Source organism: Sphingomonas sp. P4_G3 (genome assembly GCF_056401105.1).
Genome location: NZ_JBFUJZ010000006.1, coordinates 123,756 through 148,260, shown reverse-complemented (window position 1 = coordinate 148,260; position 24,505 = coordinate 123,756). Strand labels below are relative to the sequence as shown.

Annotated in this window: 20 protein-coding genes; 9 read left to right on the top strand and 11 right to left on the bottom strand. The window is 63.7% G+C overall.

Translation table 11 applies throughout. The features are described 5' to 3' along the window. Positions 1 to 2 precede the first annotated feature (2 nt). Positions 3 to 1,091 (bottom strand): DNA polymerase IV, encoded by a 1,089-nt coding sequence (gene dinB / locus AC1DQQ_RS16020; RefSeq protein ID WP_478045830.1) that lies wholly within the window; start codon positions 1,089 to 1,091, stop codon positions 3 to 5. Positions 1,092 to 1,179: 88 nt separating this feature from the next. On the opposite strand from dinB, the gene AC1DQQ_RS16015 reads away from it, so the two are divergent. From AC1DQQ_RS16015 to AC1DQQ_RS16005, 3 genes are all read left to right on the top strand, one after another. Continuing rightward, positions 1,180 to 2,667 (top strand): S41 family peptidase, encoded by a 1,488-nt coding sequence (locus AC1DQQ_RS16015; RefSeq protein ID WP_478045761.1) that lies wholly within the window; start codon positions 1,180 to 1,182, stop codon positions 2,665 to 2,667. 96 nt (positions 2,668 to 2,763) lie between these two features. Continuing rightward, on the top strand, positions 2,764 to 3,522 hold the full coding sequence (locus tag AC1DQQ_RS16010; protein ID WP_478042850.1) for an NUDIX hydrolase: 759 nt from the start codon (positions 2,764 to 2,766) through the stop codon (positions 3,520 to 3,522). A 92-nt stretch (positions 3,523 to 3,614) separates the two neighbouring features. Next, on the top strand, positions 3,615 to 4,268 hold the full coding sequence (locus AC1DQQ_RS16005; RefSeq protein WP_478042882.1) for an extensin-like domain-containing protein: 654 nt from the start codon (positions 3,615 to 3,617) through the stop codon (positions 4,266 to 4,268). 27 nt (positions 4,269 to 4,295) lie between these two features. On the opposite strand, the gene AC1DQQ_RS16000 is transcribed toward AC1DQQ_RS16005, so the two are convergent. The 3 genes from AC1DQQ_RS16000 to AC1DQQ_RS15990 form a co-directional block, all read right to left on the bottom strand. Further along, positions 4,296 to 4,850, bottom strand: a complete 555-nt coding sequence (locus AC1DQQ_RS16000; RefSeq protein WP_066591361.1) for a hypothetical protein — start codon at positions 4,848 to 4,850, stop codon at positions 4,296 to 4,298. 231 nt (positions 4,851 to 5,081) lie between these two features. Beyond that, positions 5,082 to 5,357, bottom strand: a complete 276-nt coding sequence (locus tag AC1DQQ_RS15995; protein ID WP_478032216.1) for a hypothetical protein — start codon at positions 5,355 to 5,357, stop codon at positions 5,082 to 5,084. Positions 5,358 to 5,489: 132 nt separating this feature from the next. Next, entirely contained in the window at positions 5,490 to 6,221 is a 732-nt protein-coding gene (locus AC1DQQ_RS15990; protein WP_478042849.1) for a Bax inhibitor-1/YccA family protein, read from the bottom strand. A 131-nt stretch (positions 6,222 to 6,352) separates the two neighbouring features. On the opposite strand from AC1DQQ_RS15990, the gene thpR reads away from it, so the two are divergent. Next, the gene (thpR, locus tag AC1DQQ_RS15985; RefSeq protein WP_478042848.1) at positions 6,353 to 6,895 is read left to right on the top strand and encodes an RNA 2',3'-cyclic phosphodiesterase; all 543 of its coding nucleotides are present in this window, start codon (positions 6,353 to 6,355) and stop codon (positions 6,893 to 6,895) included. Positions 6,896 to 7,133: 238 nt separating this feature from the next. On the opposite strand, the gene AC1DQQ_RS15980 is transcribed toward thpR, so the two are convergent. Next, entirely contained in the window at positions 7,134 to 7,670 is a 537-nt protein-coding gene (locus tag AC1DQQ_RS15980; protein WP_478032213.1) for a superoxide dismutase family protein, read from the bottom strand. A gap of 134 nt (positions 7,671 to 7,804) precedes the next feature. On the opposite strand from AC1DQQ_RS15980, the gene AC1DQQ_RS15975 reads away from it, so the two are divergent. Then, on the top strand, positions 7,805 to 9,307 hold the full coding sequence (locus tag AC1DQQ_RS15975; RefSeq protein ID WP_478042847.1) for a DUF4403 family protein: 1,503 nt from the start codon (positions 7,805 to 7,807) through the stop codon (positions 9,305 to 9,307). Positions 9,308 to 9,572: 265 nt separating this feature from the next. On the opposite strand, the gene AC1DQQ_RS15970 is transcribed toward AC1DQQ_RS15975, so the two are convergent. Beyond that, positions 9,573 to 10,655: a hypothetical protein gene (locus AC1DQQ_RS15970; protein ID WP_478042846.1), complete on the bottom strand. Its 1,083-nt coding sequence runs from the start codon at positions 10,653 to 10,655 to the stop codon at positions 9,573 to 9,575. Beyond that, positions 10,643 to 11,368, bottom strand: coding sequence for a VC0807 family protein (locus tag AC1DQQ_RS15965; protein ID WP_478045759.1), 726 nt, complete (start codon positions 11,366 to 11,368; stop codon positions 10,643 to 10,645). The genes AC1DQQ_RS15970 and AC1DQQ_RS15965 overlap by 13 nt, the downstream gene beginning before the upstream one ends. A gap of 201 nt (positions 11,369 to 11,569) precedes the next feature. Here AC1DQQ_RS15965 and AC1DQQ_RS15960 point away from each other — a divergent pair, with 201 nt between their 5' ends. From AC1DQQ_RS15960 to AC1DQQ_RS15945, 4 genes are all read left to right on the top strand, one after another. Beyond that, positions 11,570 to 14,872, top strand: a complete 3,303-nt coding sequence (locus tag AC1DQQ_RS15960) for a P-loop NTPase fold protein (RefSeq protein WP_478045757.1) — start codon at positions 11,570 to 11,572, stop codon at positions 14,870 to 14,872. 261 nt (positions 14,873 to 15,133) lie between these two features. Then, positions 15,134 to 15,571 carry a Cif family virulence factor gene (locus AC1DQQ_RS15955; protein ID WP_478045755.1) on the top strand — a complete coding sequence of 146 codons (438 nt, stop codon included), beginning with the start codon at positions 15,134 to 15,136 and terminating at the stop codon, positions 15,569 to 15,571. A 242-nt stretch (positions 15,572 to 15,813) separates the two neighbouring features. Further along, on the top strand, positions 15,814 to 18,504 hold the full coding sequence (gene acnA, locus AC1DQQ_RS15950) for an aconitate hydratase AcnA (protein ID WP_478045754.1): 2,691 nt from the start codon (positions 15,814 to 15,816) through the stop codon (positions 18,502 to 18,504). A 674-nt stretch (positions 18,505 to 19,178) separates the two neighbouring features. Further along, on the top strand, positions 19,179 to 19,871 hold the full coding sequence (locus AC1DQQ_RS15945; RefSeq protein WP_478045752.1) for a hypothetical protein: 693 nt from the start codon (positions 19,179 to 19,181) through the stop codon (positions 19,869 to 19,871). Positions 19,872 to 19,907: 36 nt separating this feature from the next. On the opposite strand, the gene AC1DQQ_RS15940 is transcribed toward AC1DQQ_RS15945, so the two are convergent. From AC1DQQ_RS15940 to AC1DQQ_RS15925, 4 genes are all read right to left on the bottom strand, one after another. Next, the gene (locus AC1DQQ_RS15940; protein WP_478045750.1) at positions 19,908 to 21,599 is read right to left on the bottom strand and encodes a putative bifunctional diguanylate cyclase/phosphodiesterase; all 1,692 of its coding nucleotides are present in this window, start codon (positions 21,597 to 21,599) and stop codon (positions 19,908 to 19,910) included. A gap of 73 nt (positions 21,600 to 21,672) precedes the next feature. Continuing rightward, entirely contained in the window at positions 21,673 to 22,218 is a 546-nt protein-coding gene (locus AC1DQQ_RS15935) for a Smr/MutS family protein (protein WP_478045828.1), read from the bottom strand. A gap of 25 nt (positions 22,219 to 22,243) precedes the next feature. Continuing rightward, positions 22,244 to 23,497: a murein transglycosylase A gene (gene mltA / locus AC1DQQ_RS15930; RefSeq protein ID WP_478045748.1), complete on the bottom strand. Its 1,254-nt coding sequence runs from the start codon at positions 23,495 to 23,497 to the stop codon at positions 22,244 to 22,246. A 195-nt stretch (positions 23,498 to 23,692) separates the two neighbouring features. Continuing rightward, entirely contained in the window at positions 23,693 to 24,340 is a 648-nt protein-coding gene (locus AC1DQQ_RS15925; protein ID WP_478042836.1) for a Tim44/TimA family putative adaptor protein, read from the bottom strand. Between the last annotated feature and the right edge of the window lie 165 nt (positions 24,341 to 24,505).

Here is a 24,505-nt window from a genome sequence, read left to right as displayed (position 1 = left end):
CATCAGGGCGAGGGGTTGGAAAGCAGATCCAGTTCCGGCTCCCCTGCCCCCTCTTCCTCCAGCGTCGCCAGGGTCACGCCGACCAGCCTGATCCCTGCCCGCAGCGGAAACAAGGTCGCCACCAGCCGCTCGGCCACCACGATCAGATCGGCATGGCTGGCGATAGCACCGCTCAGCGTCCTACTCCGCGTGACGATGCGGAAATCGGCATAACGCACCTTCACCACCACGGTCTTGCCCGTCGTCCGGGTTCGCTCGCACCATGCCCAGACCTGGTCGGCCATTCGCCGGACCTGCTCGATCACCTGGTCCGGTGTGGTCAGATCCTGTTCGAAGGTGGTTTCCGATCCCGATGATTTGCGCGGCCGGTCGGGGGTGACCTCGCGATCATCCTCGCCATGGGCGATCTTGTGATACCATAACCCCGATTTGCCGAAATGCGCCTGGAGGAACGCCGGATCGCGTTCGCGCAGATCGGCGCCGGTGACGATCCCCAGCCGGTTGAGCTTCTCCGCGGTGCGCGGTCCGATGCCATGGAACCGCCCGACCTCCAACCCGGCGACGAACTCGGCGCCGGTCCCGGGCGGGATGACGAATTGCCCATTGGGCTTGTTGTGGTCCGAGGCGAGCTTGGCGAGGAACTTGTTGTACGAAATCCCCGCCGAAGCGGTCAGCGCGGTCACGTCGAAGATGCGCGCGCGGATCTCCCGTGCGGTGGCGGTGGCGGAGGGGAGTTCGCGCAGATTGGCGGTGACGTCGAGATAGGCCTCGTCGAGCGACAACGGCTCGACCAAAGGGGTATAGTCCTCGAATATCTCGCGAATCTGGCGCGAGACGCTGCGATAGACGTCGAACCGGTGCGGCACGAAGATCAGATCGGGGCATCGGCGTATGGCGACGACCGATGGCATCGCCGAGCGCACGCCGAACGTGCGCGCCTCATAGCTCGCCGCCGCGACGACGCCGCGCCCGGTCGCCGATCCCACCGCCACCGGCCGCCCGCGCAACGCCGGATCGTCGCGCTGTTCGACCGAGGCGAAAAAGGCATCCATGTCGATATGGATGATCTTGCGTACCACAATGGACGAAATGACGCCCCCTCATGCCCTTGGCAACCGTCGGCGACCGGCGCAGGATGGTGCCGGGGCTCGCGAGAGGCGCCGGGTTGAGAGGGGTCATATGAGAAATAATCGCTTTGCCAGGGGCTTGAGCGCGATCGCCGCGCTCGCGATGGTTTCGAGTTGCGGCGGTGGCGGATCGGCGAGCGGAACCGGAGGAACCCCGACCCCTACCCCCAGTCCGACGCCGACCGCGACTCCGACACCGACGGCTGCGGGCTGCACATTGCGCGAGCGCCAGGATTGGGCCTTCGCGCAGCTCAAGGAATGGTATCTGTTCCCCGACACGCTGCCGGCAAGCCTGGACCCGACGCCCTATACATCGGTCGAGGATTATATCGACGCGCTGACCGCGACCGCGCGCGCGCAGCACAAGGATCGCTATTTCACCTATCTGACCTCGATCGCCGAAGAGGATGCCTATTACAATTCGGGATCGAGTGCTGGCTTCGGCATCCGGTTGGGGTTGACCAGCAGCAACCGCCTGTTCGTGACCGAAGCATTCGAGGGCGGGCCCGCGCTGGCGGCGGGGATCGATCGCGGGACGGAAATCGTCGCGATCGGCACCAGCAGTGCGAACCTGCGCAACGTCACAGACATCATGGCGACGTCCGGTTCCGCCGGGCTGACCGAGGCGCTGGGTCCCGACACAGCGGGCACGTCGCGCGTATTGCGGATAACGTCGTTGACCGGCGCGACCAGCACCGTCACCGTGACCAAGACCCAATTCGCGCTCGACCCGGTGTCGAGCCGCTATGGCGCCAAGATCATTTCCGATGGCGGGCAGCAATTCGGCTATATCAATCTCAGGACCTTCATCAATCCGGCCGAGCAGCCGCTGAAGGACGCCTTCCTGCGGTTCAGGACCAACGGCATCACCAACATCATCATCGATCTGCGCTACAATGGCGGCGGGTTGATCTCGGTCGCCGACCTGATGGGCGACCTGCTGGGGGCCAACCGCGCGCCGACCGACGTCTGGGAATATATGACCTTCCGTCCCGAAAAATCGGCGTATAACAGCAACCACACCTTCACGCCGATGTCGCAGTCGATCGCGCCGACCAAGATCGCGTTCATCGGCGGCGGCGGCACCGCGTCCGCGAGCGAGCTCGTGATCAACGGCATGGTGCCCTATCTCCACGCCAATGCCGCGCTGATCGGCTCGAACACTTATGGCAAGCCGGTCGGCCAGATCGCGCTCGACAAGACCGCGTGCGACGACCGCTTCCGCGTCATCGCCTTCGCGATCCAGAACGCGGCGCATAACGGCGCTTATTATGACGGCCTCGCCAGCTTCATGGAGGCGAGCTGCCAAGCCGGCGACGACATCTCGTACCAGCTCGGTGACCCGAACGAGCAATCGACCCGTCGCGCGCTCGATTATCTGGAAGGCAAGAGCTGCACCCCGGTGACGGCAAGCACCGGCGCACCCGGTACCGCATCGCAATCGAGCAAGACCCAGCTATCGGTGATGGAACAGTCGCGCCAATTGCTGACGCCCGATCGGCCGTCGACGCCGCAGCGCGAGGTGCCGGGACTGTTCTAGGCTCCGGTAGCGAAAGGACGCTATTCGCGAGGGATCGAGCGAGACGAAGGTCGGCAAGAGGTTGCGACAGGCGGGCTACGGCTTAAGTTGGCCGCAATGCCCGAAAACCAGTCCCCCATTCCCGCCGCGACCCTGATCCTCTTGCGCGATCGCGGCGGCATGCCGCCGGAAATCCTGATGGTCGAGCGCGCCAAGGCGATGGTGTTCGCCGGCGGCGCGCTGGTCTTTCCGGGCGGGCGAGTCGATCCCGGCGACCGGGCGCTGGCGGCCGAACTCGGTCGGGATGCCGAGGATGCGCCGGCGCGGATCGCAGCGATCCGCGAAACGATCGAGGAAGCGGGCGTGCCGGTGGGGCTCAGCCCGGCACCCGACGCTGCGACGCTGACCGTGCTGCGCGAGGGTCTTCATGCCGGCGAGGCGTTCGGCCTGTTGCTCGATCGCCATGGTCTGTCGGTCGATCTCGACGCCTTGACCTGGTTCGCGCGCTGGCTGCCCGCGCATGCCCATATGCGGATCTTCGACACACGTTTCTACCTCGCCCGAGCGCCCCAAGACGCCGCCGCAGCGACGGTCGATGCCACCGAGAATGTGCGCCTGTTCTGGGCGAGCGCAGCCGAGGTGCTTGCCGAGTGCGATGCCGGCCGCGCGACGGTGATCTTCCCGACCCGCCGCAACCTCGAACGGCTGGCGCAATATGACAGCTTTAGCGAAGCCGTCGCCGCCGCGCATGCCTTCCCGCCACGCACGATCACGCCGTGGAGCGAAGAGCGGGAGGGCGTGCCGCATCTCTGCATTCCCGACGATCTCGGCTATCCGGTAACGAGCGAAGCCCTGACCAGGGCGATGCGGGGATGACACGCCGCCGCAGGCGTCGCGCGCGCCGGGCGCGCCGTGCCCAACGGCGCGGTTGGACCACGCTCGCCATTTTCGCCGCATTGTTCGTCCTGATGCTCGGCGTACTCCATTTTCGCAATCGGCCGCAGGATCTGCCCTGGACGGCGCTCGATCTCGGCCAGCCGGTCGGGCTATTCACCGGGAGCAAGCTTGCCGCGCTCGACGGTGATTATCCGCAATGCCGCGCGCTGCTGGAACGTGCCGGCGTGCACTTCGCCGAACTCGAGCCGATCGAGAAAGGACAATGCGGCTATGCCGATGCGGTGCGGCTCGATCCCGGCGGCGCCCGCGCGATCGGGTTCGATCCGACCAAGCCGGGCATGGCATGCCCGGTCGCCGCGGCGCTATCGATGTGGGAATGGAATGTCGTCCAGCCCGCCGCCTTGCGCCATTTCGGCAGCCGCGTCGCGACGTTCGAGCATTTCGGGACGTATAATTGCCGCCCGATCGCGGGCAGCACGCATCTCAGCCAGCATTCCTATGCGCGGGCGATCGACATTGCCGGGTTCGTGCTGGCGGATGGGCGGCGGATCACGGTCGCGCGCGACTGGCGGGGAGAGGACGAGAAAGCGGGGTTCCTGCGCGAGGTTCGCGATGGCGCGTGCGGGCTGTTCTCGACCACTTTGTCGCCCGACTATAATGCCGCGCATCACGACCATCTGCATCTCGACGAGCAGCCGCGCGGCGGGTGGCGGGCCTGTCGCTGAGCAGCGTCAGGCCCGCCTGAAGGAAGTTCAGTTCGGCAGTGCTGCCGAGGTGTCGACCTTTTCGACCCAGGCTGGGAAGAAGCTCGGCTGACGGTTCGACCAGCCGGACGCGGTCGCCGCGGCCTCGCTGATCGACTGCAGCAGCTTGCGGCGCAAATCGGGGTGAAGGTGCGGCAATGCCGCCGCCGCGCAGAAGGCGCCGGGCAGCCACGGCCGAACCTCGGCACCGATCAGGCGCTCGTAGAGGAAGCGATAGGCCGAGAAAGTGGTCAGCCGGCCCTGCCCCAGGTCGAACGCGCTGACCGTGATCAGCGGCGCCATGAAGATCTCGACCGAGTCGAGCCCGCTATCGTCGGGGACGATCGTGCGAATCTCGTCGAGCCGGTCATAGACCCGCGCCTGGGCGCGAATCGATGCCGCCTCCACGGTATCGCGCGACCAGCGCGACAGCGCGTCCTCACGCTCCAGCCCGACATCCAGGCTGCGGCGCACATAACGCTGCGTCGCTGCTGAAAAGCCCGCGAACTCTTTAATCTCGGCCAATGTCATCGCGCCGTCGGCCGGTCTCTTGCTGGCACTCATCTCGAACACCCCACCCGCTTACCAATGGAAGGGCATCATGCGCTCAGATGGTTAACGCCATGCTTAACGCGTCGTCGCCCTGCGTTAAGCATGGAATCATAGACTGTGTTGCGGCGCAACAAAGTTTGCGACGAAGCGAGCTCTACGCGCAGATCGGTCAAAAAGTGAGGGTTTTGGGCAACGCTTTGTTACGCCGCCGGCGTCCCGGGTGTCCGTCGCGACGTTGGCGGGTCAGCTATCCTGCTGCCGCTCCGCCTCGGCCGCTTCGTCGAAACCGGAGGATTTGGGCGGCTCGCCCTTGTCGCCGGGTTGCGTCGCCGATGGCGGGTCCGAGGCATCCATCGATTCGTCGAGGCCCCGGTCGAGTTGGGCGTCCTGGTTCTCGGGGTCCTTATCGAGCCGCTTCTGGATCGATTGGTCCTGGCCGGCGTCCTGGCGCGGGTCCTGTGCGACATGCTCGGCGCCGTCGGTCTTGCCGTCGCGCTCGATTGCTTGATTGTCGGTCACGTCACCCTCCTACTCGGCCCGAATGGGCCTGATGTTACGCAAGCAAAACGTACGGGTGACGGGTGATGTTCCAACGAAAAGGCCCGGCGAATCGCTTCGCCGGGCCAATTTTCGCGTCGCTGTCGCGTCCGGTTAGTTGCGGCTCGAGCCGAACAGCCGGAGGATGAACAGGAACATGTTGACGAAGTCGAGATACAAGCTGGTCGCCGCCATGATCTTGGCGCGGCCTTCTTCCTGCGTCCCGGCGACATAGCTGTACATCGCCTTGGTCCGCTGCGTATCCCACGCTGTCAGACCGGCGAAGATCAGCACGCCGACCGCGCTGACCACCAGCGCCAGCGGGCCCGACTGCAAGAACACGTTGATCAGGCTGGCGATAATCAGGCCGACCAGGCCGACGATCAGGAACGAGCCCATCGCGGTCAGGTCACGCTTGGTGGTGTAGCCCCACAGGCTGAGTGCCGCGAAGCCGGCCGCGCTGGCGAAGAACGCCTGACCAATCGCCAGCGGCGAATAGACCAGGAAGATCGTCGACAGGCTGAGGCCCATCACCACCGCGAAGCCCCAGAAGGTCGCCTGCAGCGCGCTGTTGCTCATCTGCTTGAAGTTCATGAACAGGATGAAGCCCAGCGGCGCCAGCGTGATCACCCATTTCAGGATGCCACCGCCGACGAACACCTGCGCCGCCAACCCGCTCATCGCGAACGCCATCGCGACGACACCGGAAAGCAACACGGCCGAGGCCATGTAATTGTACACGGACAGCATGAACGATCGCAGTCCCTCGTCATACGCGGCGCCGCGCGCGTCGACCGCCGCACCGAAGGGCGCCATGCCGGAACGGGGATCAGACCAATTGGCCATCGAAAACTCCTTTGCCCAGCCACAACGGCCGGATGCGACCAATATCGTTGGTCCTGGTGCGCTATTCAAGCGAAACACGACTGCCAGCAACATTCGGAAACAATCGGCAAATGGATTAAGGACGTTTGGCCATGCACCGCCTGTTCGTCGCGCTCCGTCCGCCGCCCGACATCCGCCGCCGCCTGACCGAGCCGATGGGCGGCGTTCCCCATGCGCGCTGGCAGGATGACGAGCAGCTTCACCTGACGATCCGCTATATCGGCGAGGTCGACCGGCCAATGGCCGAGGACGTCGCGCTGGCGCTGGGCCAGGTCCATGCCGCGTCGCCGCGCGTAGCGATCCACGGCGTCGGCGCGTTCGACAAGAAGGGGCGAGTCGATGCCTTATGGGCAGGCGTCGCGCCGCACGACGATCTGGCGCGACTGCACAAAAAGGTCGATCAGGCACTGGTCCGGCTGGGCCTGGCGCCCGAGGGGCGCGCTTACCTGCCGCATATCACGCTCGCACGCGTTCCGCGCACCGCGGGTTTCGGGCCGGCGCTCGAACGCTGGATCGCCGATCATGCGGCGTTTTCGAGCGAGCCATTCGAGTTCGGCCACCTGACGCTCTACGAAAGCCACCTGACCGGCGAAGGCGCGCGGTACGAGCCGATCGCGCGCTGGGCGCTGGATTGAGCACTAACGTCATCCCCGCGAAAAACGCCTCCGTTTGAAGATTTAGAAGGGATCGACTTCGCACCCCAATTCGTCATGCCGGGCTCGTCCCGGCATCCACCGGGCAGCTAAGCCTAGCCCTTGAGCCTCGTGTCCCGCGCTTGCGGCACGGTGGACCCCGGCACAAGGCCGGGGTGACGCTGGGAGTTGGGCGCGCTGAACATCCATCCGCCCCAAATACGGGGACGTCGTCTAAGCCCTACCCCTTCGCCAACACCCCGCAAGCCACCCGCGCGCCACTATTACCCGACGGATCGGTCTTCAAATCGTCGCCCGCCGCATGGATGACCATCGCCGCGCCGTCGGCATCCATCAGCGCGTCGAAGCTCCCGCCGGCCAGCCGCGTGGTCAGCGTGCCGCGCCCGTCGGCGCCGATCATCAAATTGGGCATGTCGCCTTCGTGCGGGCCCTGCGGGTTCATCGATCCGTGCTTCATGTTGGTCGGGTTCCAATGCCCGCCCGCGCTGGCGAAATCGGGCGCCTCGCACTTGCCGACGGTATGAAGATGCGCGCCGTGCATCCCGGGCGGCAGATCGCGGGCATCGACCGACACGCTGAGGCCGCCATCGACTTCGCGCACCGTCACCTTGCCGACGTCCTTGCCCGTCGCGGTCATCAGAGTCGCGGTCGCGATCCGACCGGCGGCCACGGACGGGGCTTCCGTGCTCGTCCCGTTGGTCGTGCATCCCGCCAGCATTATCGGTGCGAGCGTCATCATCGCCGCCAGTCCGCGCATCCCGTTTCTCCCTGTGGTCCGATCGCGACAAGTATCGGCGCGGCGCGATTGTTCCGCAAGCGTCGCGCGGCAGCGATTTTGCTCGCGGCCCGCTTGCCCCATGCTATCGGTGAGGGCGACAGGGAGAACCAAATATGCGCGGCAAGTGGTTGCTGTTGCTGACGATCGCGCTGGCGGCATGCGGCCGCGACCAGAACGATCCGCGGCCGCCGCGGGTCGATACCGCGCCGGTGATGCCGAAGCTCGCCTCCACCCTGGTGGTGCCGGTCGACGTGCGGCTCGCCGACCTGGAGAGCGAGCTCAACCGCGCCACGCCGCAGACCTTGTGGTCGATCGACCAGCGCGAGGAGAAATGCGTGCCGGCGCAACGCCTGACCGCCTGCGCGATCAAGCGCAAGGACGGCAGCTGCCGGATCGGCATCAAGAAGCTGAAGGTCACGCCCGATCTGTCGTGCCGCATCGTCGGCCAGGTGACGCGCGGACGCATCGCGTTGGGCGGCAGCGGGGGCGATATCGTCATCACCTTGCCGGTCCGCGCCACGGTCAGCGCGCAAGACGTCGGCGGGATCATCAAACGCGAGACCGCGACTGGCGCCGCCAGCGTCCGCGCGGTGGCGAAATTGGGCATGACTCGCGCCTGGCAACCGACCGCGACGGTGCGCATCGCCTATGACTGGACCAACCCGCCCGGCGTCACGATCCTGGGCAAGCGCATCACGTTCGTCAGCAAGGCCGATGCGAAGCTGGCGGGCGTGATCGCCGGGCTGGAACGCAGCCTGCCGCAGCAACTCGCCAAGGTTCAGGTGCGCGACAAGGTGGCGGCGGCCTGGCGCGGCGCGTTCAGCACCTTGCTGCTCAATCGCGACAAGCCACCGGTGTGGATGCGCGTCACCCCGCAACGATTGGGGGTGCAGGGCTATAGCGTCCAGGGTCGCAACCTGCTGCTGACCATCGCGGCGGAAGCGAATGCGGAGACCTTTGTCGGGATCAAGCCCGACGCGCCGCCCCCCGCGCCGCTGCCCCCGGCGTCTCCGCGCATCGGGCAGCGCGGCCTAAGGTTCAACATCCCGGTGCTCGCCGATTATGGCGAGCTGGAGCCGGTGGTCGAACGCGCGCTGGCCAAACGCGCCGCACGGGGCATCACCTTGCCCAAGCTCGGCGCGGTCGATGTCAAATTCGGGGACGTGACGATCTACGCGACCGAGAACGGTCGGCTCGCGGTCGGCGTGCCGGTCCGCGCGAAGCTAAAGAGCGGCTATCTCGGCGAGCGGCGCGGCGAGGTCTGGCTGACCGGCCTGCCGTTCAACGAGCCCGATTCCGAAGTGATCCGGGTCGACGCGCTGCAGATCAAGACGCGCAGCGACAGCAAGGCGGTCGACCTGATGGTCGCGCTATTCACCGATCCCGAGACGATCGGCTCGATCCAGGCCGCGCTGACCGAGAATTTCGCCAAGGATTACGACCACGTCCTGACCGCGGCGCGCCGCGCCTTGGCCGAGCGGCGTGAGGGCGATTTCCAGCTCACCGCCAAGATCGACGAGGTCCATCACGGGCGGATCATGGTGACCGGYGGCGGGCTGTTCCTGGCGGTCGAGGCGCGCGGGGCGGCGAGTGTGCTTTATCGCCCGCGGCGGTGAGTGGGCGGGTTAGCTTGGTTGGGGACTCATATTCCCGTCGTCATCCCCGCGGAATCCTGCCGTCACCCCAGCGCAGCCTCCCGTCACCCCAACATACTCCCGTCACCCCAGCGAAAGCTGGGGTCTCTGGCGAAGGCGCGATACTGCTTGAGATCCCAGCTTTCGCTGGGATGACGAAGTAGGTGATGCACCTCCGCGCCTCCGCGCGACCCCTCTTCCCTTCTTAGCGCCTTAGCGTCTTTGCGCGAGAAAACCCCGACCGACCTCAGTCCGCCGGACACGCCCCATCCCGCACCCCGCTGACACTCCCCACCCCCAGCACGATCTTGGCCCGCCGCTCGAACGCCAGCGCCTGCCACCGCCCGCTATTCCCGACAGCAGTACGGCTGCGCAGGAAGGTCAGGCTCATCAGCTCATATTGCTCGGGGTCGATCCGCCCGGCATCGATCAGGCAAGTCCACGCCGCGACATTCCATTGCCAGTCGCCCGCGATGCCATCCTCGTCGATCGTCCGCGCCAGCGCGCCATACCAGTCGACGATCGCGCGCAGCCGCGGCCAGCGCTCGGCCGCGGGCATCGCCGCCAGCTTGGCGCGGAGCCGCGCGATATCCTCGTCGGCCGGAAAGCCACCCTGCTGCACCCGCGTGTCGATCGCCCAGCGCACCTTGCGCATGGTGATCGGCTCGCCCGCGAAGATCCGCAGCAGGTCGAGCCGTACCTGATCGAGCAAGACGATATAGGCGTCAGCCTGCACCTGGAGCATCGCGTCATTCTCGAACAGCGCGGTCAGCTCGGCGGCGAGCACCGGCGACAGCGTGCCCTTGGCATCCTCCGCCGCCAGGATCGCATCGCGGCACTTCTGCGCGACCGGCACCGCGAGGCAGTCTTTCGAGAACAGCAATTTGCCATAGGTCGGCGCCAGCGCGTTGCGCGTCCGTTTGAAGTCGCGCCGATGCCGGAACTGCTTGCGCCACGCGGCAAGCACCGGCTGCAGGCTCCCCGTCCCGAAATTCCACTGCGCCATCCCGACCGAGATCAACTGGCTGTCGAAATTGCCGGTCGGCGTCGCCCAGCAGCCGGAGGTCTCCGGGATCGAGGTCTCATGCATCCGCGCGAAGATCGCGGCGCGGTCGAGCCCGATCTCGGCGAGACGCGCGGCCGCGGCGGGATCGATGCGGATGCTGGGCGTGTCGGCGACGGGGCGGCAGGGCGGCAGTTCCTGCGGCGCGGCCCGTCCAGCTGACTGCGGCACGGGCAACGCAGGCGCGGCGCCCGGCCAGGTCTGCGCCAATGCGGGTGAGGCCAGCACGACCAGCATTGCTACCGCCGCCGCTGTCAGGTGCCGCATCCTCGCCCGCCCGCGCCGGCTTCGACACCAGCCGCCGGCTGCGCCATTGCCGCCCGCCGCGCCTCACCGCGGCGCCGGGCGCGCTGGCCGTAGAGGAAGGTCCACAGCGTCAGCGCGCCCATCGTGGCGTAGCCGACGATCGGCCCGACGATCAAATAGGTGCGGATGCTCAGCGCGAAAACCAATGCCACCGACACCGCGACATTGGCGAGCAGGCCCAGACCCCATACCAGGGTCATCACCGTCATCGTCCGGCGGAAACCGGCATGGACCTGGAGCGCCTCGAACGCCTGCGCCTCGTCCGCCGACTTGCGCCGCATGCTCGCCCGCGCCAGCTGATAGATCAGCGGCTTGCCGATCAGCGCCGAGCCGAGAAAGACCAAGGCGATCACCCCGGTGACGAGGTTCTCGCGCAGCTGCAGGAACTTGGGCCCGCCACCGCCGATCATCGCCAGCAGCGACAATATGATGCCGGCCACCACCAGCACCGACAGCGCATCGACCCGGCGGTGGCGCGCGAACTCGACCAGGCTCCAGGCGATCGGCGGCGCCGACGAGAGGAGCAGCGCGCGCACGTCGCCGAGCGGGGCTTCGGCATAGGAGTAGATCACGAAGGGCAGGATGAAATTGACCAGCGCTTCGACGAGGATGTGGCCGCCGTTGCTGCGGAGGTAGGAGATGATGCGAGTAATCGGGCCTGTTTGCGTATCCACTCGGTGGTCCTCGCTAACTAAGCCGCAAGGATACGGCGGCAGATGAATGCTGCAAGACAGCTGCCCCCTCTGCGGAAAGATGGGTTGGTAAACTGTTACATGACTCCAATTCCGCCATTTTGGACCTAATGAATTTCTCTTCCTGTTGGCTCGCAGCCTGAAATGCGACATGATTAACGTTTAACGCTGGGGGGGATACCGGTGGAAGAAGCGAATGCCGCTCGTTTGCGTTTTATAATTGATCACCCGGCCGATAGTGATTTCTTCAACACCCACACGCCTGTGGCGAAGGCGATAACGCAGTCGATCATCGAAAATTCAGCAATCAAAATCATTGGCCTGCTAGGTCGATGGGGTAGCGGAAAATCCACCATCGTGAGACAGGTGGCGAGAGAACTTGATGAGCACTCTGATCGCTATGTCACATTCGCATATGACGCATGGTTGCATCAGACCGACCCGCTAAGACGGTCGTTCCTAGAGTCTCTTGTCGATTATCTGAAAGAGCGCGACCTCGTCAGTCTCGATGAATGGACTAAAGAAATTAAACAGCTCAAAGGTGCTTCCGATAATACCGACATATTGGAGACGCCGATATTAACGGACGAAGCAAAACTTCTTTTTTTTCTGGCACTTCCCATACCGTTGGGAGCATCCTTTTTAGGGCGAGATACGTTCTCGGCAGCACTGGGCTCGTCAAGCACGACAGCCGGCATCTGGACTTTTATCCTAGCCCTAGGGTTAATTTTCATACCAATTTCCATTTGGTTGCTGCGTTATCTCTACGGAACGCTGAACGATGAAAGTCCGTCTTTATTCCCCGCGATGCTCTTAAATAAGAACTTGGTTCATCGGACTATTCAAACACAACGCTCCCCGGAACCGACCTCGATAGAATTCGGCGCCGCTTTCCAGCGACTCATGCTAGAGGTTCAAACAAAACAAAAACGTGTCGTAATAGTAATAGACAACATGGATCGCATCGACGAAAAGGAAGCAATGCAATTATGGGCAAGTATAAGAAGCTTTTTTCTAGCAACGGGAGACCAAAATCAGATCGATCATGAATCATATCACCCGATAGTTATTCTACCAATAGATTCACAAGCGTTATCTCAACTTTTTTCAATGGGAAATGACATCGATGGTAAGAAAGCTAAATCACTGGCGATGTCTTTCGTAAACAAAACTTTTGACGTCACATTTGATGTTCCCCCACCGATTATGTCAGATTGGAAAAGGTATCTCGGTGATAAAATGAGGTTTTGCTTCGGTGACGGCTTTTCCGATATTAGATACTTTAGGGTACGGCAGTTTTTGGAGACGTGGTTCAACCGCTCAGGAACATCTGTTACACCGCGAGAAATCAATAAGATACTTAATAGAATTGTATCCGCGTCAATGCAAAATCCGGATAGAGAGATCGATTTTGACGTAATAGCCTATTATGCCATTAACAAGAACGAGATAACAGATATAACAGCCGAGGTATTGATAGAAAATCACCCACTCGGAAAATTAGTGTCGGATTGGCAAGGAAAAATCTCCGCACTATTCTATGGAGTAAAAGTACCTGACGCAGCACAGATACTAATGACGGACCCGATCAAGCGGTCTATCCTGTTGGGGTCTGATAAATTGATCATTCCTTATAAGGACTTCAATGGATTTGGGGACATTTTTCACTCTGTCACTGAAAATCTTCCCTCAGACGCAAATCGTCCGGCGCCGGACTTAGAGGTTATTACCAACGCAGGTCGCATTTTGGTTGACCTAAACATTGATACCGTGCTCACGGAGTCCTCTTGGCGAAACCTCACCCGTTCACTGATAGAAGTTGAAAAGGGTGGCGAAAAGATAGCTGATTTAAGCGAGAGACTGCTCCCCTTCTTTGATCATTTAACGGAACAAGAAGTACCGGGGTTCATTGGATTGCTGGAGCGCATCGGTGATAGAGTCCTCTCCCAGAATGCCACAAAAGAGATGTTAATCGAGATTGGCAAACTTGGCGAGAAGGGTATTACTCTTGGCGCAACGATTGATCGGCGACCAATTTATGACAGTACGAAGCCGGCCGAAGACTATCTAGACGTGCTTATCGGTTTAAGCGAATTCCCGAATATGCAAGGGCGGACAAGGGGGGATGCGTCTCATGAGGATCTGATTAGTGATATACAGAGGAGAATGAGGGATCCGGCGTTAGCAAATGACGCCCCTCATCTGGTATCATTGCTGACGTCTGATGCGGCAAAGTTTATCATCAAGAGCCCTCTTCAGGGGTCTGACCTATTTCTAACTACCGCAGAAGAGCTAATTCGCAGTCAGCCGGGGGACAGCATTCTCTATCGAGTTGCCGTTCAGGTCTGCGCATCTTTTCCGGCTAAGGACGTCTCCTCGAAGGAACTCCTTGGACGCCTTGCTAAAGAAGGAATTTTAGTCAACCAATTGGCGTCCGTCGCTGAGCAAAATGACGATGCGACGCTCGCGCCGATGCTTGCAACGCTTGTCTGGCAGAAAATTGATCTCAGTTCGACCTCCGCTCAAGTCTGCGAGAAAGCTTTCAAAGATAAGCCGAATCTGGCGGAAAGTGTAAATAAATATCTAGATAATTTGCCGATGAATATAATTGCGATCGATGCAATTAGAGAATTTTACTCTTCAATTTACTGGAATCGAGATACCGCTAGCACCTTGCTCACCGATCGCGTCAAGCGGTCGAATCTCGGAACGCTCAACTCGGCTTCGGTAATATCGAATCTTTCGGCCTATTCTTCAATCCTGCCTTATAGTCTGCGACAGCGTTTTGCTGAACAACTAACGTCCTATAGAAAGTTTTGGCCGAATATTCAGGGTCTTCCATGGAGTACCGGGTTGGTTGATGCAGCCCTTCTTCTCATAAGGAAAGACGGTGAGGCGGCAGAGAAGGTGCGTGCTGAACTCACCGACCGTATGAACAAGGCGCCCTCTTCGGATTGGGTGTCGGCAATTCTAACAGGTGCCGAACCTTACCGCGCCGCGAAGGAAGTCGCGCTGGATTTCAAAGCGGGGGCGGGCTCGGAACTGCAATCTGCCTTACTCACAACCGCGGCGTCCGCAGATCTCAATTCCAAGGATGCTCGATCAAGGTGGTTTACCCTTGCTGAGAGCCTTTCGACGCCGGCTCGAAAGAAAGCCATGGAGGCATTAGCGGAAGCGTTAGTGACACGAACTCCAACCGATCGGCTAGCGCTATTGAAGGCTGGCGGTCCGCAATTTTTGCAAGAATCCGGCATCAAATCTCAAGCGGCCCGCACACTCACCGATATCATTATTCCGCTGTCGAAATCAGAGAAAGGAAGAGCTTGGCTGAAAGACAGGAGCAAGGATTTTAAGACGACAATTGCAAAGTTAACTGACCCCGAGATTGCATTGCTCGAAGGCGCGCTTGCGCAGTTGGTTAAGTCCTCAAACGAGGAACGCAAACATTGGGCGCTGATGATGAGGAACTCTTGGAGAATAGACTGAATATTCTATAAGTTACTGGCCGTCGTTCGCTGACGCGCTGACGCTGCGCGAAGGCGCTTAATTATCTTCCCTCACCCCACACCCCCCTCCCCCCTGCTATCGGCCCTCGCGACTCTCGCATTCGCCCGTTCGGGCGCGCTCGCGCGGGACGCCGACCTTCTCGGCCTCAGGCGCCCGCCTCCCCGTCGCAGCGCGGACTTTCCGATTATCAATCCAATCGGATAAGGGCGGCTCATTTTTGGACTGAGAGCAGCGTAAACCATGACGGATGAGAGCAATCCCCTTTCGATCAGCGCCGCCGATATCGGGGAAATCCGCGCCCTCTTCCTGCGGCAGGCGGAGGGCGAAAACGCTCACGACATCGGGATCATCGATACGGTGCTGGCAAGAGCCGCTCCCGGATGGCCCGACCCGGTGAACTTCGTTGCCCGCGCCTATTCGTTCTGGGGCCGCGCGGCGGTCCTCGATCATTTCCGCACCGTCTTCACCGGCACGTGGCGATTTGAGCCCGACCGGGATGCCATCAAGATCACGCCTCTCGGCCCCGATACCGCGCATATTTTCGCCCCGACGCGGATCACCGCGGGCGTGGCGGGCGAAAGCGGCACGACCTACCCGTTCCTGGTCAACGAAATCGCCGTGCGGACCGCCGAGGGATGGCGCATCTCGACGATCATTCCCGTGCCCGCGCAGCAATAATCGACGGTCTCCGTCGGCGGGCGAAGTGGATCCGTCTTCGTCGTATCCGCTATAAGAGGACCGAGCGGGACAACCTTCCTCACCCCCACCCTTCCCCCACCCCCTCCCCCCTGCTATCGGCCCTCGCGACTCTCGCATTCGCCCGTTCGGGCGCGCTCGCGCGGGACGCCGGCCTTCTTGGCCTCAGGCGCCCGCCTCCCCGCCGCGCCCGCGACCGGCCACACAGGGAAAGGACCCTTTGAATGACCGCCATCGGCCAGGACACGCTCAATACCCGCGACACGCTCAGCGCGGGCGGCAAGAGCTACGATTATTTCTCCCTGGCCAAGGCGAGCGCCAAGCTCGGTGACATTTCCCGCCTGCCCTTTTCGATGAAGGTGCTGCTCGAAAATCTGCTGCGGTTCGAGGACGGCGTCACCGTCACGCCGGCGGATTGCCAGGCGATCGTCGATTGGCAGCAGAACCCGGTCGCTCCCGATCGCGAGATTCAATACCGCCCGGCGCGCGTGCTGATGCAGGATTTCACCGGCGTGCCCTGCGTGGTCGATCTGGCGGCGATGCGCGACGCGATCACCAAGCTGGGCGGCGACGCGGCCAAGATCAATCCGCAGGTTCCCGTCCATCTGGTCATCGACCATTCGGTGATGGTCGACGAGTTCGGCACGCCCAAGGCGTTCGGCGATAACGTCGACCTGGAATATGCGCGCAATTTCGAACGCTACGAATTCCTCAAATGGGGATCGAAGGCGCTCGACAATTTCTCGGTGGTGCCGCCGGGCACCGGCATCTGCCACCAGGTGAACCTCGAATATGTCGCGCAGGCGGTGTGGTCGTCCAAGGAAAAAGGCGAGCGCGCCACGGCGGGCGCGACGATCGCCTATCCCGACACTCTGGTCGGCACCGACAGCCACACGACGATGGTCAATGGCCTGGGCGTGCTCGGCTGGGGCGTCGGCGGGATCGAGGCGGAAGCGGCGATGCTCGGCCAGCCGGTGTCGATGCTGATCCCCGAAGTGATCGGCTTCAAGCTGACCGGCGCGCTCAACGAAGGCATCACCGCGACCGACCTGGTGCTGACCGTGACCCAGATGCTGCGGCAAAAGGGCGTGGTCGGGCGGTTCGTCGAATTCTATGGCCCCGGCCTCGACAGCATGACGCTGGCCGACCGCGCGACGATCGCCAACATGGCGCCCGAGTACGGCGCGACCTGCGGCTTCTTCCCGATCGACGACAAGACGCTCGATTACATGCGCCTGACGGGCCGCCCGGACGAGACGATCGCGCTGACCGAGGCCTATGCCAAAGCGCAGGGCATGTGGCGTGACGCGGGCGCCGCCGATCCGATCTTCACCGACACGCTCGAGCTCGACATGAACGAGGTGGTCGCCAGCCTGGCCGGGCCGAAACGCCCGCAGGACCGCGTCAGCCTGAACAAGGTCGACGAAGTGTTCAACGGCGACCTCAGCAAGATCTATCACAAGGAGCGCCCGCAGCGCGTCGCGGTCGAGGGCATGTCGCACGATATCGGCGATGGCGACGTCGTCATCGCCGCGATCACCAGCTGCACCAACACGTCAAACCCGTCGGTGCTGGTCGCCGCGGGCCTCGTCGCGCGCAAGGCGCATGCCAAGGGCCTGATGCCCAAGCCGTGGGTCAAGACCAGCCTGGCGCCCGGATCGCAGGTGGTGACCGATTATCTGGTCAAGGCGGGGCTGCAGGCCGATCTCGACGCGATCGGGTTCAACCTGGTCGGCTATGGCTGCACCACCTGCATCGGCAATTCGGGGCCGCTGGCCGCGCCGATCTCGGCCGCGATCAACGAGAACGATCTGGTCGCCGCCTCGGTCCTGTCGGGCAACCGCAATTTCGAAGGCCGCGTCAGCCCCGACGTGCGCGCCAATTTCCTCGCCTCACCGCCCTTGGTGGTCGCTTATGCGCTCAAGGGCACGGTGACCGAGGATATGGTCGAGACCCCGATCGGGCAGGATCAGGACGGCGTCGACGTGTTCCTGAAGGACATCTGGCCGACCAATCTGGAAATCGCCGATCTGATGGCGGCGAACATCGACTCCGGCATGTTCAAGCATCGCTATGGCGCGGTCTATGAAGGCGATGCCAAGTGGCGCGCGATCGACGTGCTGGGGTCGGACACCTACACCTGGCGCGCCGGGTCGACCTATATCCACAACCCGCCCTATTTCGACGGCATCACGATGACCCCGGCGCCGGTCGCCGACATCATCGAGGCGCGGCCGCTGGCGATCCTGGGCGATTCGATCACCACCGACCACATCTCGCCGGCCGGATCGATCAAGGCCGACAGCCCGGCGGGCAGCTTCCTGCAGGAGCATCAGGTCAGCCGCAGCGACTTCAACTCCTACGGCGCGCGGCGCGGCAATGACGAAGTGATGGTGCGCGGCACCTTCGCCAACATCCGCATCAAGAACGAGATGGTCCCCGGCGTCGAGGGCGGCATGTCGCGCTACGACGGCGAGGTCCTGCCGATCTACGACGTGGCGATGAAGTTCAAGGCCGACGGCGTGCCGATGGTGATCGTCGCCGGCAAGGAATATGGCACCGGATCGTCGCGCGACTGGGCAGCGAAGGGCACCAATCTGCTCGGCGTGCGGGCGGTCATCACCGAGAGCTTCGAGCGTATCCACCGCTCGAACCTGGTCGGCATGGGCGTCCTGCCGCTGCAGTTCGCGGACGGCGTGACGCGGCAGACCCTGGGGCTGACGGGGGACGAAACCTTCACCATCCGCAACGTCGCCGGCCTGCGCCCGCGCCAGGATGTCGAGGTCGAGCTGACCCGCGCGGATGGTACCCAGACGACGTTCATGACGCGCTGCCGGATCGATACGGTCAACGAGCTGGAATATTTCCTCAACGGCGGGATCCTGCAGTACGTTCTGCGGAACTTGGCGGCGTAAGGGCCTCTGTTCCCCTCCCGCTCGCGAGTTCGAGGTCGGTCATGCCCCCGGCATGACCTGGTCGACGCGGGGCGTCGATCACCTCGAACTGGGTTAGGGGAGGGCATGTCGGTGCGGAGCTGTTCGCTCAAGTTACACCCCGTCATGCCGGACTCGTTCCGGCATCCAACGAGCCGCGGGCGCCGGGCTTGAGGCACAGTGGACCCCGGGACAAGCCCGGGGTGACGGCGGAGGTTGGCTACGCTCGTCCTACCCCGTCATGCCGGGCTCGTCCCGGCATCCACTGGGCCGCAGGCGCGTCAGCCTGAGATACGCCGCACCGCCGTCCTACCCCGTCATGCCGGACGTGTTCCGGCACCCAATGAGCCGCAATGGCTTCAGCTTGTGGCGCGTTGGGCCCCGGCACAAGGCCGGGGTGACGATGGGATTTGAGCCAGCTTCGGGGACTCATCGGGCTGCCTGGCTCGCGAGCGCCAACACGCCCTCCCAGCATCAGGTGAAACAGCCCCCGGCTGTTTCAGCTCGTCCGGGGGACGAGCGACCTGCATGCTCCCTCCCGCACGCGGGAGGGGAACACCTACCCCAGCGACACCGCTGCCACCCCCTAACCGATTGACGGCGCACGATGATCCCGGCCATAGGCTCGGCCTCGTCTCGGATGGGAGAAGACGCGGATGGGTGCGATATCGGCGGTCTTCTATTTCCTGGGTCATCATCCCTTCCTGGCGATGCCGCTCTATCCCCTGGTCGCCTTGGCGATCGGCGCGTTGCTCGCCCAGCTGACGCGATGGCGGGGATGGATGTTCCTGGGCGTGCCCGGCCTGATCCTCGCAGCGATGAGTCCGTTCTTCGGCTCGGCGGTGAACGCGATGTTCCTCAATGCGGTCGGGACCACGGGCAGTGCGGTGATCGTCCATTCGGAAGAAACCAGCTCGACGCTGAACGACAACAATATCTGGTATTATCAGGTCGTGGTGCGGACGGCCGACGGGCGCAATGTCGAGACTGATTTCGACACCATGACCGCGGCGCTCTATCCGTGGCGCAACGAGATCCAGATCCCGCCGGAAGGCGAGCGCTTCGTCGTCAAATACGTGCCGGGCTACCCGCGCAACATCGCGATCATGGTCGACCAGTCGCCTTATGGACGACAGCGCCTGATCGCGCAGGACAGGGAGCCGGTCGAGACCGCCACGGCGAAACTGGACGCAGCGCCCGACGACCCGAAATTCCGCGACGACCTCAGGCAGGCGCTCCGTGAGTTCATTGCCCGCCACGCCGCCGACGGTGACCCGGCGCTGCTGGCGACTTATCGCGCGCGGCTGGCGGCGCTGGACGCAACACCGGCAGCCGCGCGGCACAACTGACGGATTTCCCGAAACGCCTGCGGTCGCGGAGGCCGATCAGCCCACCGACACCGCTGCCGCATCCCGATCACGCGCAGCGTTGCGGGACCAGGTCAGGAACGCCTCCTCGTCCATCGGCTGGGCGATGACATAGCCCTGGATCACGTCGCAGCCGATCACGCGAAGCACATCGGCCTGGTCGGCCTGTTCGATCCCTTCGGCGACGGCTTCGCAGCCCAGGCCGTGGATCAGGCCGATCACCGATTGCGCGATCAGCCGCGTCTCGCGGCGGGTGGTGACATGTTCGATCAGGCTGCGGTCGAGCTTGATGCGGTCGATCGGCAATTGGCGCAGGCGCGACAGGCTGGAATGGCCGGTGCCGTAATCGTCGATCGCGATCGTCGCGCCGTCCATGCGCAGCGCCGCGATCGCCTCGATCACGTCTTCCGAGCAATGCATCGCCAGCGTCTCGGTGATCTCGAGCTCGAGCAACCGCGCCGGGGCGTTGCTTGCCAGCATCGCTTCGCGCAGGCGGCGGAAGAACATCGCATGGTCGAGCTGACGCTGGCTGATGTTGATCGCCAGCCGCTGTTCGACGCCCAGATCGGCCCAATGGCGGATCGTCGCGGTGACGCGGCCGATCACCCATTCGCCGATCTCGACGATCAACCCGGTCTCTTCGGCACGGGGCAGGAAGCTGCCGGGCAGCTTGACGCCCTCGGTCGGATGCTGCCAGCGCAGCAATGCTTCCGCCGCAACGATGCGGCCGTCCTTCAGCGATACCTGGGGCTGATAGACCAACGTGAATTGGTCGCGGTCGATCGCGGTGCGCAGATCGACTTCGAGCTGGGCACGGTCGGCGAGTTCGGCGGCGAGTTCCTCGGAGAAATTCTCGGCACGGCCGCGGCCGGTCGCCTTGGCATGGTACATCGCCGCGTCGGCGGCGCGCATCAGGTCGTGCAAGGTGGTGCCGTGATCGGGGCGGAGCGCGATGCCGATCGAGGCGCCGATCTCGATCTCGGCACCGGCGATGTCGAACGGCTCGGTTAGCGCGAACAGTACGCCGCGGCCGATCCGCGACGCTTCGCGCGGATCGTCGAGGCGGGGGAAGAACATGGTGAATTCGTCACCGGCCAGGCGACCGATCAACGGCTTGTCGGTAACCTCGTCGATCGAGATGCTGTCGGCCACCGCGCGCAGGCGATTGGCGACCATGCCGAGCAGCATGTCGCCGGTGGCATGGCCCATCGTGTCGTTGACCGCCTTGAAGCGATCCAGGTCGATGAACAGCAAGGCGGCGATCTGCCCGATCGGCATCTGGGCAAGCTGACGCTCGGCCGATCGGCGGAAATGGGTGCGGTTGGGCAAGGCCGTGACGGGATCGAACATCGCCAGCCGGTGGACGCTGTCCAAATTCGCCGCGACTTGCTGGAAGAGGCCATGCATCGCCTCCGCCAGATGCGGGACGGCGGCGCCAATATCCTCAGGGATAGGGCTGTCGAGGTCGCCATGCGCCGCCTTGGCGATGCGCGCGATCGCGGAGTCGATCGCCGCCGCGGTCGAGGCGATCGAGCGCTCGGCGGCGGCCCAGGACAGCACCGAACAGACGATCGCCGGGATCAGCGCGCGGCCCATCGTGTCGGCGCTGAGTTCGCCATGCGCGGTCGCCAGCAGCGCGAGGATGAACACCATCGCGCCGGCGCACAGTGCGAATACGATCGCCCGGCCTTTCAGCGATGCTGATTCCATTGCGCCCGAAAAGTCCCCGTCTGGTGGGCTGTCGAAGCGCCCCCGATGAAGACAACAGTGTGACGGGAAAGGGTTAAGAAATTCGTGCCCCGCGGGGTCTGCGCAGCACAATATATAGTGCTCCCGACCCGCCATGGCGCGGGTTGGCGCCCCTCACCGCGGCGATCGAGTCGGCGTGGCGCGACGAGTGCAGCCAATCCCCCACCGCCGCACGGATCGCGCCGCGCGCATGCGGCCGCTCGCTATCGGGCCGCGGCGGCTTGCCGGTGATCAGCAGGATGACGCGGTCGCCGCGCGCGACCGATCGGCCGAGCGCGTCGTCGAGCATGGCATAGGCCGAATTGAGCGTGTGGCCGTGCAGATCGACCGTCGCATCGGGCTGGACCATGCCGCGCGACAATCGCTTGTCCCAGCTGCCGTCGAGCGTGGTGCCGGGGGTTGGGGTGGTCGGAGGCGCGACCTTCTTAAGCCCCTCCCCTTTAGGGGAGGGGTTGGGGGTGGGGCGGGATCTCGTAGAGGGCGTCACCCGTGACTCCCCCACCCCAACCCCTCCCCTAAAGGGAAGGGGCTTTTCTGGCTTCACCACCTCGCGCCCGGGCATCGGCTTCACCGTCGCCATCACCCGCGCCCATAAAGCGCGCTCCTCAGCGCTGAGGCGTCGTTCCACCCCCGCCTCCCTGCAGGCGAGCGAGCGTACCGACCGGCACGAACAGGAACGCGGTGCCGCGGCCGGACATGCCGCCGGCGATCGCCTCGGCCTCCTTGCCCGCGCCCCAGAAGGTATCGACGCGATTGGCGCCCTTGATCGCGCCGCCGGTATCCTGCGCGATCCACAAACCGGTCGCGTCGGTGCGGTCCATCGACAGGAAGACCGGCGCGCCCATCGGAATGAACTTGGGATCGCTCGCCACCGTCACGCCGCCGGTTACCGGCAAGCCCATCGCGCCGAGCGGCGGGCCGTCGAGCAGGCGGAAGAAGACATAGCTCTTGTTGGCGCGCATCACCTCGCGCCCTTCGTCGGGATGCGCGCGCAGCCAGGCGACGATGTCCTGCATCGTGGCATGTCCCGGCTGGAGCATCCCGCGATCGCGCATCAACGCGCCGATCCCGGTATAATCGCGGCCGTTCTGGCTGTCGTAACCGATGCGGATGGTCGATCCGTCCGGCTGGCGCAATTCGCCCGAGCCCTGGACCTGGAGGAAGAACAAGGCGACCGGATCCGCCGCCCAGGCAATGATCGGCGCCTGGGTCATCGCGCCATTCTCGATCTGGGTGCGATCGTAATAGGGAATGAAATTCTTGCCTTCGACCCGGCCGCGGATCGACTTGCCCTTGAGCGCGTCGGAGAATTTGCCAAGGTCGACGTCGATCAAATCGGCGGGGCGGCCATAGATCGGCACGTCATAGCCTTTGCGCCGCTCGCGCGATCCGGCGATTTCGGGAATGTAATAGCCGGTCGCGAACGCCTTGCCGTCGCCGACCTGGATGGTTTCGAAATTGGTCGCGAAGAAATTCACGGCGTCGCGGTCGCTGACCGATTGCGCGGCGTTGCAGGCGGGTGCCCAGTCGGCGCCGCGAGTCAGCCCGGATTGATCGGTCCGGCGGACGAGTTCGCGGCAGCTCAAGCGAAACGCTGCGAGCGCGCGGGCGGCGCGTGATTGGCTAATCCCCAGGCTCGTCACCGACGGTCCCGCGACGGCACCCGCTCCCGCCGCATTGGCGCCGGCCGCGACGACGGTCGGATTGGCGACCGGCGGCAGCGGCTTGGCGGGAATCGGTTTGCGGACCGGCGCGGGAACCGACGACGTGGTGGTCGATGGCGGCACGATCCGCCCGCCGCACGCCGACAAGAGCAGCGCGAGGCTCGTCATTACGATCAGCTTGCGCGCGACGGCCATGTACGAAACCCCTTTACTCGATCTGGGTATCGCTAATGACCGGTCGGTCGACCTGAAACAAGCTCCGGAAAGTGCGCAATGCTACCGTTTGGTGTTCCTGCGAAAGCAGGAACCCAGGGTAGTCAAGTACTTCGCCACCCTAGGCTCCTGCTTTCGCAGGAGCACATGGTGCGATGAGCAATCGATTGCGGGCGCTCAAGCCTCGTCGGTGTCGGCCAGCTTCCAGTCGGGATCGCCGCTGCGTAGCGGGCGGGTAAAGGTCCAGACGTCATGCGTCTCGACCGCGTCGGTCAACGATCCGGCGACGACATTGCCGTCGGCATCGCGCGTCACCGCGGCGATATCGGCGTCGAACGCCACCGTCACGCGTGCAACCTTGTTGTCGACCGAGGCGTCCGTGATGATCGCGCGTTCGATCGTGACCAAGCGGTTGTCGAGCACGTGCCCGGCTTCCTTGCGCGCCTTGATCGCCTCGACGAACGCGTCGCGGACATGGTCCTCGGTCAGCCAGCCGAGGGTTTCCTCGTCACCCTTCCAGAACGCTTCGAGCACCATGCGATAGGCGTTCTTGGCGCCATCGAGGAAGCCGGCGACGTCGAACGAAGGATCGGCATGGATCACCGCGCGCAATCCAGTTTGCGCCGCGCTCTCGATCGTGCGCGGGCCGGCGTCGCGGAAATCGGGGCGCGGCTCGGCATTGCGGGCCAGCGTCAGCGGCGGGCCGGGGCGTTCCTCGGCGGGATTGCGCAGCACCGGCTCGTGCCCGGTCCGCTTGCCGAGCACGGCATACAGACGCAGGCCCAGGAACAGGGCAACCATGGCAAGGATAACAATATAAACCACCGGGCCTCCAATTTGACCGCTATGCAACATAGGCACAAGAAACGCGCTATTCAAATGTTCCCGTATGCGACCCGCCGTTGAACTGCCACGATCCCCCTGCTAGTCGCCGCTCACTTCGCGCGAGCCCACGGGCCTGACCCACGCGAAATACCCATTCAAGACGAG